Origin of the sequence: Chryseobacterium limigenitum, from assembly GCF_900114875.1 — a bacterium.
GTDB classification, from domain to species: domain Bacteria; phylum Bacteroidota; class Bacteroidia; order Flavobacteriales; family Weeksellaceae; genus Chryseobacterium; species Chryseobacterium limigenitum.
On sequence record NZ_FPKW01000004.1, the window covers coordinates 55,935 to 71,102 of the forward strand.

The window sequence follows — 15,168 nt, forward strand, 5'->3', positions numbered from 1 at the left end:
ATAAAAATTTATCAAGAATTACTCAAAAAATGGAAAAAATTAAAGTTTCAGATTTTGGAATAACAAAAGAAGGCAGCCAAATAAAGAAATATACCCTAACCAATAAAAATGGAATGAAAGTCGAAATCATCAATTATGGTGGAATCGTCATCTCACTTACAGCTCCTGACAGAAAAGGAAATTTCGAAGATGTAGTTTTAGGCTTTATAAATCCTGAAGATTATTTTAATGAAAATTCTTACTTTTTCGGAGCAATTATCGGAAGATTTGCCAACAGAATTGCACACGGAAAATTCAGTTTGAATGGGAATATTTTTAATTTAAATAAGAATAATGGCGAAAACCATCTTCATGGCGGAGATAACGGATTTTTTACAAGAATTTGGAAGGCAGAAATAATTCCAAACTCTCAAACGCTTAAGCTTTCATACATCAGTAAAGATGGAGAAGAAGGCTATCCGGGAGAACTTGCGACTAATGTTTTTTATACTTTAACAGATCAAAATGCGCTCAAAATTTCTTATGAAGCAACGACGGATCAGCCTACGGTTGTTAATTTGACGCATCATTCATATTTCAATCTTTCGGGGGATCTTTCACGAGAAATTACAGATCATGAGCTTCAAATTGATGCTGAGCAATTTATTCCCATTAACAAATCGTCTATTCCTGAAGATGATTTTGAAAATGTTGCAGAAACACCTTTTGATTTCAGAAATTTTAAAGCGATCGGGAAAGATATTGATACTGAAAATGAGCAGTTGCAACGAGCAAATGGCTATGATCATTGTTGGGTTTTGAACGGAAATGGAATGAGATCGGTTGCTTCGCTTTATCATCCTAAAACTGGTCGGAAATTAAATGTATCAACAGATCAGCCGGGTATTCAGGTTTATTCCGGGAATTTTTTAGATGGAAAATTTGAAACGAAAACGGGCGGGAAAAATAATCAACGAACAGGAGTTTGTCTTGAAACACAGCATTTTCCGGACTCACCAAACAGAAATTCTTTTCCATCTGTAGAGCTTAAACTGGGAGAAAAATATTCAACAACAACAGTTTATCAATTTTCAGTAGAATAATATCATATGAAACATCTGAATTTTGGACTTGCTGTATTAGTTTTCAGTGATTTTTAACAGAGTAATTAATGAAAATTTTGTTTGAAATTGATTAAAATGACATGAAGTAAATGTTAAATTAATGTTAAAATTCTGTTTGAGTAATTGACTCTCTTTAAAGCCCAAATTCATGACGGTTATTGTTAAAAATATGATAAGCTGGTCTGTTAAATTTTGAAGCATAAGTTTAAAATATTTGTAAGTGTATTTTCTAATGCAGAATTAGGGTTTTTCAATGTTTAGCCTAATCTTATTTTTAATGATAAGTCAGACGTCATTTATGAATTTTTTTGATGATTTATTTCTAGAATTTGACTGCAAAAATATTCACGAGACAAAAACAGTTTTATATATAGATACTTTCTTTTATTTTTAAAAAACTTGAAATATTTATTTAATTAAAATGAATTTTAGAAAATGTTTTTAAATATTATTTAATTTTTTGATGAATTTGATAAAAAGGTTATTAAAATAAGATATCCATATTATGAATGTAAATAAAGCTTTTATCCTTTCCGGAATTTTTCTTTCGTTTTTTATACACGCGCAGGAAATTCCTCGTTTGCAGAAAAAGGGTACGGCGACACAGCTTGTCGTGGGTAAAAAACCATTTTTGATTTTAGGGGGTGAGTTGGGAAATTCTTCCGCATCATCTTTTCTGGATATCGAAAGAGATTTTCCGAAGCTTCAGCAAATGGGACTTAATACGGTTTTGGTGCCTGCTTACTGGGATTTGATTGAGCCTGAAGAAGGAAAATTTGATTTTGGTTTAATTGATAAAACGATTGATCAGGCAAGAAAAAACAATCTGAAAGTTGTCTTTTTATGGTTCGGTTCTTATAAAAATTCGATGAGCTGTTATGCTCCGCTTTGGTTAAAAAAAGACTACAAAAAGTATCCCAGAGCGTATTCAAAAGTGGGAAAACCAATGGAAATTGCAAGTTCATTCTCTGAAAATGTTTTAAAAGCAGACAATAAAGTTTTCTGTGAATTGATGAAACATATTTCTTTGGTTGATAAAACGCAGGGAACGGTAATTATGGTTCAGGTTGAAAACGAAATCGGAATGCTGGAAGGGGCACGAGATTATTCAAAAGAAGCGAATGCAACTTTCAATAATCAAGTTCCAGAAGCACTGATGAAATTTTTAACTAAAAATAAAAAAGAACTTCATCCTTCATTGCTTGAAAAATGGGGGAAGCAAGGTTTTAAAACCAAAGGAAACTGGCAGGAAATTTTTGGAAATGATTTGTATACAGATGAATTATTTACGTCTTATTATTATGCTCAATATGTAGAAAAATTAGCAAAAACAGCCCGTTCCATTCATAATATTCCGCTGTATGTAAATGCCGCTATGAACAGCAGAAACAGGCTTCCGGGAGAATATCCTGCAGGTGGGCCACTGGCTCATTTAATTGATATTTGGCATGCCGGAGCACCGAGTATAGATATGCTTTCTCCGGATTTATACGATGGAGATTTTACAAGTTGGTCGGCAAAATACAGACTTCACCACAATCCGTTGTTTGTTCCGGAGATTAAAATGACTCAAAATAACGGGGTGCAGGCTTTCTATGCTTTTGGTGAACATGATGCGATAGGCTATAGTCCTTTTTCTATAGAAAATAATTCTGAATCAGGAAGTAAAAGACTGTCAGAAGCTTATTCAAAATTAAAACAATTAATGCCTGTTTTGACTAAATATCAAGGACAAGGGCAGTCAAAGGGTTTATTATTCGACCAGAAAAATACTGAACGAATGATCAATTATGATGATTTAAAAATTACAGCAAGACATTTTTTTAGTCTGCCTTGGGATCCTCGATCAAAAGATGGAAGCATCTGGCCTGAAGGCGGAGGATTAATTTTAAGACTGGCAAAAGACGAATATATCGTTGCAGGAAGCGGAATTGTCGTGGAATTTGACAAGGAAAACGAGAAAAAAGAAATTCAAACTAAAGATTTGGGTGAAGACGGGTTTGCAGCTCAGGGAGGGAAAAATCAGACTCAAAATACTTGGAACGGAGGAAAAAGAGTCGGGATTGGGTCTGTAGATGAGATCAGTATTGATGAAACCGGAAAATTTATCCCGATAAGAAGATTAAATGGTGATCAGACACACCAGGGAAGGCACGTCCGTATCGGCGTTGATGATTTTCAAATTCTTCATGTAAAATTGTATGAATATCAATAAAGAGTGCCAAAGGACGATTTAACAAAGAATAGGATAAAATCCTATTAAAAAGAATAAACAATGAATAAAATTAAATTTTTCAGCATCATACTATTTTTCATCAGCATTTGCTTTGTTGATGCTAAAATACAACTTCCCGCTTTAGTTTCAGACGGGATGGTTTTACAGAGAGGTCAGAAAATAAAGATCTGGGGGCAGGCTGATTCAGGAGAAAAAGTTGAAGTAAATTTTCAAAATAAAAAATATAATACGGTTGCTGACAATTCTGGAAGCTGGAAAATCACACTTCCTGAAATGAAATCTGGGGGGCCTTTCACAATGACCATCAATGAAATTATACTGAAAAATATTTTAATTGGTGATGTGTATTTGTGTTCCGGTCAGTCTAATATGGAGCTTCCGATGCGCAGGGTAAAAACTTTATATCCGCAGGAATTGCAGAATGCTGATACCGAAAATATTCGCTTTTTTACGGTTCCTCAAAAGTATAATTTTAAAATAGCTCAGGAGAATTTGGATGGCGGTGTTTGGCAAGAAACAACTCCTCAAAACATTCAGAATTTCTCTGCAGTAGCCTATTTTTTTGCAAAAGAAATGTATCAGTATAATAAAGTTCCGGTGGGAATTATTAATTCGAGTTTGGGCGGGTCACCCATTCAGGCTTGGATGGATGAATCTTCACTCAAAAAATATCCCGAATATATAATAGAAGCTCAAAAATGGCGAAATGATGAACTGATTTCTCAAACCGAATCTTCAGAAAAAGCGTTGAGTAAAGCTTGGTATGCAGAATTAGACAATTTAGATGCAGGAATTAAAAATCATTGGGAAAAGTTTGATTTAAATGATTTCGACTGGAAAAAAATGAATGTTCCCGGCTCTTGGGAAGATATAGAAAAACCGTTTGATGGAAGTATTTGGTTCAGAAAAGAAATATTTCTTCCAAAAGGAGCTGAAAAAAATACAGCATTTCTAAATTTAGGAAGAATTAAAGATGCTGATGTAACTTATATTAATGGTAAAAAAGTTGGCAATGTTACTTACGAATATCCTCCGCGTTGGTACGATATTCCAGCCGGAGTTTTAAAGGAAGGGAAAAACATTATCGCAGTAAGAATCACCAATGGAAGCGGAAAAGGAGAGTTTATAAAAGATAAAGACTATTTTCTGCAAATCCGTTCAGAAAAAATAGATTTAAAAGGTGAATGGAAATATAAAATCGGAGCAATCATGAACAGACCGGCTCCAGGACAGACTTTCATCAGATGGAAACCAACGGGATTATATAATGCTATGTTGAATCCTTTAATCCAATATCCAATAAAAGCAGTTTTATGGTATCAGGGGGAAAGTAATACGGCAAAACCTCTGGAATACCAGGATTTATTATCTACCATGATTGTAGATTGGCGAAATAAATGGAATCAGAAAAGCTTACCTTTTTTCATCGTTCAATTAGCCAATTTTATGGAAACAAAATCTGAGCCAGCAGAAAGTAATTGGGCGGAATTAAGGGAGCTGCAAAGAAAAGTTTCCCAAACCATTCCAAATACCGGACTTGCCGTAACCATCGACATTGGAGAATGGAATGATATTCATCCGTTAAACAAAAAAGAGGTTGGGAAAAGACTTTCATTGCAGGCTGAGAAAATTCTTTTTGATAAAAATATTATCGCAGAAGGACCCGTTTATCAATCAATAAAAATTGAGGGAAATAAAATAATTCTTTCATTTAAAAAAGAAACAGATAATTTTTCTTCCGTTTCAGAATTAAAAGGTTTCGCTATCAAAGAAAAAGAAGGGATTTTCAAATGGGCAAAAGCAAAAATGGAAGGCAATAAAATCATCGTCTGGAATGATGAAATTAAAAATCCGATTGCAGTCCGATACGCCTGGGCAGACAATCCGGAAGGAAATCTGAAAAATAAAAACGGTTTACCCGCATCTCCTTTCTCCACAGAATAATTAGCAGAAATAAAATCGGATCAATAAAATATATAAAACAAAATAGACTTTAGATTTTAACGGACTGTTTTTTAGTCTGATATCTAACTTCTATTGTCTAAAATCTAAATTTATATGAACAATTCACAAAAAATATCGGTAGCCGAAAAAATAGGGTACAGCTTAGGTGATCTGGCTGCCAACCTTGTATTTCAGACCTTGGTAACTTATCTGGCATATTTTTATACTGATATTTATGGCTTAAAACCTGAAGATGCTTCAGTCATTACATTGATTGTAGGATTGATCGCGGGCTTTGGTTTCAATCCGCTGATTGGTGCTTTGGCAGACAGAACGCAGACAAAATGGGGCAAGTTCCGTCCATGGATCTTGTTTACAGCTGTTCCGCTTGGTGTGGCGGCAATGCTGGCTTTCAGTACACCGGATTTCTCGTATAAAGGGAAAATCATTTACGCTGCGGTTACTTATTCCATTTTATTGCTTTTATATGCTTCAAATAATTTGCCTTATTCGGCATTAAGTGGCGTTATTACAGGCGATATGAGCGAAAGAAATAGTATTTCTTCTTACCGTTTTGTGGCAGTAATGTTTTCACAGTTCTTTGTTCAGGTTTTCATGTTACCGATTATTTTATCAATCGGAAACGGTGACAAAGCGGCTGGAATTGAGGTTGTAATGACTTGGCTCGCCATAATCGGAAGTGTGATGCTGTTGATCACCTTTTTTACGACAAAAGAAAGGGTAGTTCCCAATGCAGATCAGAAATCAAACTTAAAAGATGACTTAAAAGATTTATCTAAAAATAAACCGTGGATCATTATGTTAACGGTTACTGCTTTGATATTCATTACATTGGCGATGAAAGGAGGTTCGTACGTCTATTACTTTAATAATTACGTGGATGAAACGAGTTTAAAGAATTTTATTTCTCCAATTACCTCGTTTTTTGATTCTATTGGAATGAACTTTTTTGGTGAAAATGCTAAGTCTGCAGGATTTGGATTATTCAATGCAGGTGGGATCATCATGATGATCGTAGGAATTACATTTTCTAAAAGATTTGCCGATAAATACGGGAAAAGAGATGTGTTTATGGCATCATTATTTATCTCAACATTATTCGTTTTGGTATTTATTTTATATCCTCCAAAAGCAGTTGGAATGATGTTTTTATCACAAATTGCACACGGCTTTTTCTATGGAATCAGTACCCCTGTTTTGTGGGCGATGATTGCTGATGTAGCCGATTATTCGGAATGGAAAAATAAAAGAAGAGCAACCGCCATTATTTTTTCTGCGATGATGGTCGGGTTAAAAGTTGGCTTGAGCATTGGAAGCTCATTAGTTGCTTTAATTATTGGGAAATACGGCTATATTTCTACAAAAGGAAATCAAAATGTCATTCAGCCGGAAACCGTTGCAGCAGGTGCTAAAATGCTGGTGAGTATATTTCCTGCTATTCCATTTTTCCTCGCTTGCGGATTGCTTTTCTTTTATAAGATCAACAAAAAATTGGAGGTTCAGATTGAAAAAGAATTAGCAGAAAGAAGAAATAAAAATTAGAAACATGAAACGTATTATTTTATTTGGCTTAATGACTTTGGCAGTTTCAAATGTAAATGCTCAAAAGTCTGATATTTCTTTAAAAAAAGCTTTTCAGGATAAATTCTATATCGGAACGACGATGAATCTTGAACAAATTCATGGAACAGATCAAAAATCAATAGATATTATTAAGAAACAGTTCAGTTCTATTGTGGCTGAAAACTGTATGAAAAGTATGTATCTACAACCTCAGGAAGGGAAATTTTTCTTCGATGATGCCGATAAATTCGTTGAGTTCGGAGAGAAAAACGAGATGTTTATCATTGGTCACACGCTGATCTGGCATTCCCAGGTTCCCGATTGGTTTTTTGTTGATAAAAACGGTAAAAATGTTTCTCCTGAAGTCTTAAAACAGAGAATGAAAAACCACATTACAACCATTGTTTCACGATACAAAGGAAGAGTAAAAGGTTGGGATGTTGTGAATGAAGCGATTATGGAAGACGGTTCTTACCGAAAATCTAAGTTTTACGAAATTTTAGGGGAAGAATTTATTCCATTAGCCTTCAAATATGCTCAGGAAGCCGATCCAGAAGCAGAATTATATTACAACGATTATAATGAATGGTATCCTGAAAAAGTAAAAACGGTCACTCAAATAGTTCAAAATTTAAAATCAAAAGGAATCCGGATCGACGGAGTGGGAATGCAGGCCCATGTCGGAATGGATTCACCCTCAATCAACGAATATGAAGAAGCAATTGTTGCCTATTCCGAAAGTGGAGTAAAAGTAAATATTACCGAATTGGATATCAGCGCACTTCCTTCACCGTGGGGAACTTCTGCAAATATTGCGGATAAAGTTGAATATGACGAAAAAATGAACCCTTATAAAAAAGGTCTTCCGGCTGATGTACAATCAAAATGGGAAAACCGGTATCTTGATTTCTTTCAATTATTTTTAAAACATAAAAAGGACATCAGAAGAGTAACATTATGGGGCTTAACGGATTCTCAATCCTGGAAAAATGATTTCCCCATAAAAGGCAGAACAGATTACCCATTATTATTTGACCGTCAGTACAAAGCAAAACCTATTTTCGAAAAAATAATAAAACTATCAACAGAAATTAAATAGAATTAAAATTTGCGCTCTTAGCTAAGTGAAACGCCTTTGCGAACTTAAAATATTCTCAATATTAATAAAGAAAACTTTGCGCCCTTTGCGTTAAAAAAAGACACTTAAAATATAAAATTTAAAAATGAACAAATCAAAATACCTATTCCCAAAAGACTTCATGGCAGATCCATCCGTACACGTTTTTGAGGGAAAACTCTATATTTATCCATCCCACGACAGAGAAAGCGGAATTGAAGAAAACGACAACGGCGATCATTTTGATATGAATGACTATCATGTTTTTTCTCTGGATGATGTTGAAAACGGAGAAATTACAGATCACGGAGTTGCTCTTTCTGTGAAAGATATTCCATGGTCGGGTCGACAGTTGTGGGATTGTGATGTGGCTTTCAAAAACGGTAAATATTACATGTATTTTCCTTTAAAAGACAAAAACGATATCTTCAGAATTGGGGTAGCGGTGAGCGATAAACCTTTCGGACCTTTTATTCCTGAAAAACATCCGATGATGGGAAGCTATAGCATTGATCCCTGTATTTTCGAAGAAAACGGAAAACATTATATGTATTTCGGTGGAATTTGGGGCGGACAATTACAACGTTACCGAAATAATAAAGCATTGGAATCTGCTGTAATTCCACATGAAGACGAGCCTGCAATTCCGTCAAAAATAGCTTTGTTAAGTGATGATATGCTGGAATTTGCAGAAGAGCCAAAAGATATTTTAATTCTTGATAAAAACGGAAATCCTTTACTTCACGGCAATGAAAATCGCTTTTTCGAAGCTTCATGGATGCATAAATACAATGGGAAATATTACTTTTCCTATTCAACAGGCGACACACATTTGTTGTGTTATGCCATCGGGGATAATCCGTACGGACCGTTTACCTATCAAGGTGTAATTCTGACTCCGGTTGTGGGTTGGACAACCCATCACAGCATTGTTGAATTCAAAGGAAAGTGGTATTTATTTTTTCATGATTCCGTTCCAAGTGGCGGAAGAACGTGGCTTCGAAGTATGAAAGTTGTTGAATTGGAATATAATGAGGACGGAACTTTCAAAACAATTGAAGGCTTGGATAAATAACCATCAATTCCATAGAACCCGAAGGGTTCAATATCAATAGCCTTAGGTGAAACCTATGGAATAAATATCAATTAACGTAGGGAAAACCTACAGTCAAAACCATTTCAAATGCAAAATTTCCGTATTTATATTATCGCTTTTCTTCTATTTCCGCTAAGTTTTTTTGCAGAAGACGGCAGTCAATTATGGCTTCGTTTCCCCAATGTTAAAAACGGAATTTCATCGGATAAAATCATTTCAAAAGGTAAAAACCCAACGCTTGAAATTGCCAAAAAAGAATTAAGAACGTATTGGCAAGGTCAGGCTGTAGAACTTCGTACGGAAAAATCTTTGAAACATCTTAAAGACGGTTACACCATTAAATCAAATTCAGATAAAATCATTATTTCTGCAGCTAAAGAAACCGGTTTACTGTACGCAGTTTATCATATTCTAAGACTTCAACAGACAAAATCTGATGTTAATTATTTAAACATAACAGAAAAACCATCGTATGACGTTAGAATTCTGAATCATTGGGACAATCTGGACGGAAGTGTAGAACGAGGTTACGCGGGAAAGTCGCTTTGGAAATGGGAAGATTTACCGAATAAAATTTCGCCTAGATATGAAGAATATGCTAGAGCTAATGCGTCAATTGGAATTAATTCTGTTGTATTGAATAATGTGAACGCTTCTCCAAATATGCTCAGAACAGATTATCTTCAAAAGGTAAAAGTTCTGGCAGACATTTTCAGACCATATGGAATAAAAGTGTATTTATCAGTCAATTTTTCTTCCCCAAAAGTACTGGGCGGACTGGAAAATTCAGATCCTTTAAATAAAAATGTTCAAAATTGGTGGAAGGATAAAGCATCAGAAATCTATACATTGATTCCCGATTTTGGTGGTTTTTTGGTGAAAGCCAACTCGGAAGGGCAACCCGGACCGCAGGATTATGGAAGAACCCACGCCGATGGTGCCAATATGATGGCTGATATCTTGAAACCGTTTGGCGGAATCGTCATGTGGCGCGCTTTTGTGTACAGTCCGAGCAAAGAAGATCGTGCAAAACAGGCTTATTTGGAATTTCTTCCTTTAGACGGAAAATTCAGAGATAATGTCATTGTTCAAATTAAAAACGGGCCGATTGATTTTCAACCTCGTGAACCATTTAATCCATTATTTGGAGCGTTGAAAAAGACTTCGGAAATGGCCGAATTTCAGATCACTCAGGAATATTTAGGGTTTTCAAATCACTTGGTTTTTCTGGCTCCCTTGTTTAAAGAAACGCTGGAAAGTGATACGTATGCTGATGGAAAAGGTTCAACCGTAGCCAAAATTACAGATGGAAGTGTAAGGAATAATAAGATAACAGCCATTGCGGGCGTTGCCAATATCGGTGAAGATGCGAACTGGACAGGAAATATCTTCGCCCAAGCCAATTGGTACGCTTTCGGAAGATTAGCATGGAATCATGAATTAACTTCAGAACAAATCGCTGATGAATGGATCAAAATGACTTTTACGAATGATCAGAAATTCGTGAATCCTGTGAAAGAAATGATGCTTACATCCAGAGAAACTGCGGTAGATTATATGATGCCGCTCGGTTTGCATCATATTTTTGCATTCGACCATCATTATGGGCCCGAACCTTGGGGAGATATTCCGGGCGGAAGACCGGATTGGATGCCTGTTTATTATCACAAAGCTGATGAAAATGGAGTAGGATTCGACAGAACAAACACAGGAAGCAATGCTGTTTCGCAATATTTTTCACCATTAAATAATACGTTCGGAAATATAGAAGCCTGTCCGGAAAATCTTCTTCTTTGGTTTCATCATGTTCCGTGGAATTACAAAATGAAAGACGGAAAAACGTTGTGGGAAGAATTGTGTTTTAAATATGATTCTGGTGTAAAAAATGTTCGGGAATATCAGAAAATTTGGGACAAAATGGAACCTTATGTTGATGCTGAACGATTTAAACAGATTCAGTCAAAACTAAAAATTCAGTCGAAAGATGCCGTTTGGTGGAAAGATGCTTGTCTGTTGTATTTCCAGACGTTTTCAAAAATGCGGATTCCGTATGATATTGAAAGGCCTATTCATGAATTGGATGATCTGAAAAAGATAAAACTAGATCTTAAACATCATAATTAGGAAAAAAATTGAGGCAACTCATTCTTCGTGATTTAAAAAAGAAAAGTTGCCTCAATAAATTGATTGTACGTAAAATTTTAACTCCAATATAAATACGAAAAATAAAGGAATCCTCTTAATTTTAGTTAAGAGTAACTATTTTGTTAAAAACATTTCCCTTTTCCTCAACACTGATGATGTATCTGTCAGAAGTTTTAGGATCGAGATCAAAAGTCATATTAAGTTCTCCGTTAGCTGTATTTTTTGTTGTATTGTAATAAACATTTCCTGCAAAATCAGATACAGAAATAGTTGCGCTGTTTTTCAAACCCGAAAGATGAAGTTGTGCCATATTCCCTGAAATTATGTATTCAGGTTTATTAATTTCTGAAAATGGAGTTTTTTCAATCTCAACTTTGTTGTTATAACTGATGTTTATTTTATATTTTTCAATTTTCTGATCAGATTCTGCAACCAGATAATAAGTTCCGGATTCCAGGTCTTTCAGATCATAAGATTTTGTTACATTATTTTCACTTTCCAATTTTTCAGAAAATAATTCTCCGTAAGCATCATTGTAGATAACTAAGGATATGTTTTTTCCATTCAGAACGTCAAAACTTATAGTTTTTGCTTCTGTTGTTTTAATTGAAAGAGAAAAATCCCTGTCTTTACTCATCAAGCTTGCCGAGATAAATAGAGACCCTACGAGAAAAGCAGATTTTAATAATTTATTCATAATGATAAGTTTTATACTGCAAATGTATAACAGGTAATTGGCTTAATCTACAATACAATTTTCATATATATGTTCTATATTAACTTTAAAATCATTTAATTGTGAATTAATTGTTAATTTTGTGCATGAATTAATTTGTTAAAATGAAACATTCACATCCAGCCTTTGAAGCGGTGAAGCCCAATATTGGAAGCAGTTTCACAAGTCTGAAATTTTTCCGGAATGAAAATATCAAATCTCATGTATGGCATTATCATCCTGAGGTTGAGTTAATTTTTGTTTGCGGAGGTTCGGGAAAAAGGCAGATTGGGAGTAATATTTCCTATTTTTCGGATGGAGATCTTGTGTTGATGGGAAGCAATTTGCCACATTGCGGAATGACCAATGAAAATACGAATAACGATTACGAAATGGTCATTCAGTTTAAACCTGATTTTTTGGGCGAAACCATTTGGGAACTGCCTGAAATGCATAGAATTGCCCAATTACTCGAAAGGTCAAAAGCCGGCATTGTATTTTCGGAAAATATCAAGAAAAGCATCGGTAAAAAGATTGTGGAAATGTATGAATCTTCTTCTTTGGAAAGGCTTGTCAAGTTTATAGAAATACTTGACACATTGGCTTCTACTCAGGATTACAGGATTTTAAATGCAGGAAAATATTACTTGCAAACGCAGGTTGAAGATAATGAAAGGATCAACCTTATTTTCAATTATGTGAAGGATCATTTTAAGGAACAAATTACTTTGGAAGAAATTTCTGAACTGGCGAATATGAGAGTCCCGTCTTTCTGCCGTTATTTTAAAAAGATCACCAACAAGACTTTCACTCAGTTTGTCAATGAATACAGGATTACCCATTCATTAAAACTGTTGGCGGAAAAACCGATGAGCATTACTGAAGTTTGTTTTGAATCGGGTTTCAATAATTTCAGTTATTTTAATAAAACGTTTAAGGAATATATTCAGAAAAGCCCGTCACAATACAGAAAAGAGTTTAATTTTTTTATGGAATAAATTTTGGTTGGAGAATCGCAAAGGCGCAACGGGCAAAAAACGATGTAAAATTTAAGGCGCAAGAAAATCGAAGATTTTCAGCAAGTATAAACATTACAAATTTTATCGTAGATGAAATCCTTGCGCCTTAAAAACAGTGTTTAAAACAATTTGCGCCTTTGCGATTGACTAACTATGAAATAAAAAAACGTTATCATAAAAAAAGAATAAAAGCGCTTAGAAATTAAAAATTTAAAAATGAATTCAGTAGTTTTATACCTGAAATCTGCGGATAGATTAGCATTATGAAAGATATTAAATTAATTGTAACCGATATGGACGGAACATTTCTGAACTCTTCACACGAAGTAGGTCCTGAGTTTCCTGAAATTTATGAAGAACTGAAAAAAAGGAATATTTTATTCGTTCCTGCGAGCGGAAGACAGATGTTGGGGATCACCAAATATTTTGGAGATATTGAGAATGAAATGGCTTTTATTGCAGAGAATGGGGGCTATATGATCTACAAAAATGAAGAATTATTTGCAGATAAACTAGGGTCGGAATATGTTGCTGAAATCATCAGTACAATACGTAATATTCCTGGGGCAACGGCTGTGTTGTCGGGGAAGAAAAAAGCATATTACGAAACGGATAATCAGGGTTTTGTAGATTATATTTCACAATTTTATACAGGAAATGAAAGGGTTGAAGATTTGACGCAGGCGTTGGATGACAGTGTTTTTAAAATTGCTGTTTATCATCCCGAAGGTTCAGAAGAGCATTTGTATCCTTTTTTAAAGCAATTTGAAAAGTATGATCTTGAAGTTGTAGTTTCAGGTCAGTATTGGCTGGATATTATGAATAAAAATATCAATAAAGGAAATGCGTTGGAGAAACTTCAGAAAGTATTGAATATCACTCCCGAACAAACCATGGTTTTTGGAGATTATATGAATGATATTGAGATGCTTAAAAAAGCACATTTCTCTTATGCAATGAAAAATGCGCATCCTTCCGTAAAAGAAGCTGCAAGTTTCGAAGCCTGTTCTAATGATAATTTTGGAGTGTTGGAAACAATTAAAAGTTATTTGAATAATAATTAAAGTTCAATTTTTTCTTAGATCTAAATTTGAGCAAAATATTTTAGATTAATTTTTTGAAATTCCGGAAAGTTTCTATAACTCCTTTTGGTTTTTCATTTTCAAAAATATTTGATTGATACACTCTTTCAAATGTTTCGGCAGTTCCTGATGCGATAATGTTGGGTAAGTTTTCACTTTTTAGCATTTTGGTCAAGCCATTCATTTCATCAATTCTCCTTAAGATATGCCGTGGATAGGTTGGGGTAGTTTTTATAAGATCCTGATACGTTCCGGGGAGGAAATCCTGAAGACTTTCATTCAGTTCATCAAGGATTCCGAAATGGGCAGCGGCTGTCATTGTTTCAAAAAATAAGGCATTTATTCCTTTATTTACCATCGAAAACAACAATTTATAAGCTGATGCTGCTTCTGTTTTCTCACCGGCATCTTTTATCTTGAAAACTTTTCCAAAAAGATCCAAGAAAAGATTTCTATGCATTCCGCTTACAACCAAAACTCCATTTTCAGGAATATCTTTGGAGGCTCCCATGACAGCACCGTTAACAAATTTGATGTTTGCTGATAAAAGCAATTCTTCAATAGATAAAGCCATTGTGGGAGTATTAGAATTTAAATCAATATAAATTGGACGGTTTGAAGTATTTTTTAAACACGAAATAATATTTTCAGCAAGTTTTATACTTCCTTCCGGACTTGTAAGAGAAAGAATTACATGAGCTTGTTCCACTGTATTTTGAAGTGAACCAGCATCTTCAATCCCTGCATCCTTAATATTTTGTAGCGTTTTCTCAGATCTTCCTTCTCCGGAAGTGATTACTTTAAAGTTACTTTTTATAAGTGCTTTTGCTATTTGAGTTCCCATATCTCCCGGAGAAAGTAGGGCAATTACAGGCTGAGTCTGCATTTTTTGTGATTTTTAATTGTTTGAAAATAGTAAGAATACAAATTTCCTTAATTTTTTTTAATCTGTAAAACGTTTTGTTTCGATAAGATTGATTGTTGAAACCGATGGATGAGTTTAATACCTAAATCTAAAATTACCCTGTCAAAACCTATGAAAATATCAATGTTTTAGGCCTGCTAATAACTTTTTCTTTTTAATAATCTATAGTAGAGGTTAATATTATTGGTCTATCTTTAACCTC

11 protein-coding genes are annotated in these 15,168 nt (G+C 34.5%); 9 read left to right on the plus strand and 2 right to left on the minus strand.

The window, feature by feature from the left end; translation table 11 throughout:
• Positions 1-29 precede the first annotated feature (29 nt).
• From BT156_RS06855 to BT156_RS06885, 7 genes are all read left to right on the plus strand, one after another.
• Positions 30-1,082 carry an aldose epimerase family protein gene (locus tag BT156_RS06855; RefSeq protein WP_072408507.1) on the plus strand — a complete coding sequence of 351 codons (1,053 nt, stop codon included), beginning with the start codon at positions 30-32 and terminating at the stop codon, positions 1,080-1,082.
• Between the two features lie 526 nt (positions 1,083-1,608).
• Positions 1,609-3,318 (plus strand): GH35 family beta-galactosidase, encoded by a 1,710-nt coding sequence (locus tag BT156_RS06860; RefSeq protein ID WP_072408509.1) that lies wholly within the window; start codon positions 1,609-1,611, stop codon positions 3,316-3,318.
• 60 nt (positions 3,319-3,378) lie between these two features.
• Positions 3,379-5,283, plus strand: coding sequence for a sialate O-acetylesterase (locus BT156_RS06865; protein WP_083582308.1), 1,905 nt, complete (start codon positions 3,379-3,381; stop codon positions 5,281-5,283).
• A gap of 114 nt (positions 5,284-5,397) precedes the next feature.
• Positions 5,398-6,846 carry an MFS transporter gene (locus BT156_RS06870; protein ID WP_072408511.1) on the plus strand — a complete coding sequence of 483 codons (1,449 nt, stop codon included), beginning with the start codon at positions 5,398-5,400 and terminating at the stop codon, positions 6,844-6,846.
• Positions 6,847-6,850: 4 nt separating this feature from the next.
• Positions 6,851-7,966 (plus strand): endo-1,4-beta-xylanase, encoded by a 1,116-nt coding sequence (locus BT156_RS06875; RefSeq protein WP_072408513.1) that lies wholly within the window; start codon positions 6,851-6,853, stop codon positions 7,964-7,966.
• Between the two features lie 124 nt (positions 7,967-8,090).
• Positions 8,091-9,059, plus strand: a complete 969-nt coding sequence (locus BT156_RS06880; RefSeq protein WP_072408515.1) for a glycoside hydrolase family 43 protein — start codon at positions 8,091-8,093, stop codon at positions 9,057-9,059.
• 108 nt (positions 9,060-9,167) lie between these two features.
• A complete protein-coding gene (locus BT156_RS06885) occupies positions 9,168-11,204 on the plus strand; it encodes an alpha-glucuronidase (RefSeq protein WP_072408516.1) in 2,037 nt (678 codons plus the stop codon).
• 121 nt (positions 11,205-11,325) lie between these two features.
• On the opposite strand, the gene BT156_RS06890 is transcribed toward BT156_RS06885, so the two are convergent.
• Positions 11,326-11,922: a hypothetical protein gene (locus BT156_RS06890; protein ID WP_072408518.1), complete on the minus strand. Its 597-nt coding sequence runs from the start codon at positions 11,920-11,922 to the stop codon at positions 11,326-11,328.
• Between the two features lie 143 nt (positions 11,923-12,065).
• On the opposite strand from BT156_RS06890, the gene BT156_RS06895 reads away from it, so the two are divergent.
• Together BT156_RS06895 and BT156_RS06900 are read left to right on the plus strand one after the other, a co-directional pair.
• Positions 12,066-12,938 (plus strand): AraC family transcriptional regulator, encoded by an 873-nt coding sequence (locus tag BT156_RS06895; protein WP_072408520.1) that lies wholly within the window; start codon positions 12,066-12,068, stop codon positions 12,936-12,938.
• A 284-nt stretch (positions 12,939-13,222) separates the two neighbouring features.
• On the plus strand, positions 13,223-14,023 hold the full coding sequence (locus BT156_RS06900; RefSeq protein ID WP_072408522.1) for a Cof-type HAD-IIB family hydrolase: 801 nt from the start codon (positions 13,223-13,225) through the stop codon (positions 14,021-14,023).
• Between the two features lie 40 nt (positions 14,024-14,063).
• On the opposite strand, the gene BT156_RS06905 is transcribed toward BT156_RS06900, so the two are convergent.
• The gene (locus BT156_RS06905) at positions 14,064-14,927 is read right to left on the minus strand and encodes an NAD(P)-dependent oxidoreductase (RefSeq protein WP_072408525.1); all 864 of its coding nucleotides are present in this window, start codon (positions 14,925-14,927) and stop codon (positions 14,064-14,066) included.
• Positions 14,928-15,168: the final 241 nt, after the last annotated feature.

What these genes read in the sequence shown, in the direction of transcription:
- BT156_RS06855 (WP_072408507.1), top strand. Translation starts at nt 30, where the DNA reads ATGGAAAAAATTAAAGTTTCAGATTTTGGAATAACAAAAGAAGGCAGC.
- BT156_RS06860 (WP_072408509.1), top strand. Translation starts at nt 1,609, where the DNA reads ATGAATGTAAATAAAGCTTTTATCCTTTCCGGAATTTTTCTTTCGTTT.
- BT156_RS06865 (WP_083582308.1), top strand. Translation starts at nt 3,379, where the DNA reads ATGAATAAAATTAAATTTTTCAGCATCATACTATTTTTCATCAGCATT.
- BT156_RS06870 (WP_072408511.1), top strand. Translation starts at nt 5,398, where the DNA reads ATGAACAATTCACAAAAAATATCGGTAGCCGAAAAAATAGGGTACAGC.
- BT156_RS06875 (WP_072408513.1), top strand. Translation starts at nt 6,851, where the DNA reads ATGAAACGTATTATTTTATTTGGCTTAATGACTTTGGCAGTTTCAAAT.
- BT156_RS06880 (WP_072408515.1), top strand. Translation starts at nt 8,091, where the DNA reads ATGAACAAATCAAAATACCTATTCCCAAAAGACTTCATGGCAGATCCA.
- BT156_RS06885 (WP_072408516.1), top strand. Translation starts at nt 9,168, where the DNA reads ATGCAAAATTTCCGTATTTATATTATCGCTTTTCTTCTATTTCCGCTA.
- BT156_RS06890 (WP_072408518.1), bottom strand. Translation starts at nt 11,922, where the DNA reads ATGAATAAATTATTAAAATCTGCTTTTCTCGTAGGGTCTCTATTTATC.
- BT156_RS06895 (WP_072408520.1), top strand. Translation starts at nt 12,066, where the DNA reads ATGAAACATTCACATCCAGCCTTTGAAGCGGTGAAGCCCAATATTGGA.
- BT156_RS06900 (WP_072408522.1), top strand. Translation starts at nt 13,223, where the DNA reads ATGAAAGATATTAAATTAATTGTAACCGATATGGACGGAACATTTCTG.
- BT156_RS06905 (WP_072408525.1), bottom strand. Translation starts at nt 14,927, where the DNA reads ATGCAGACTCAGCCTGTAATTGCCCTACTTTCTCCGGGAGATATGGGA.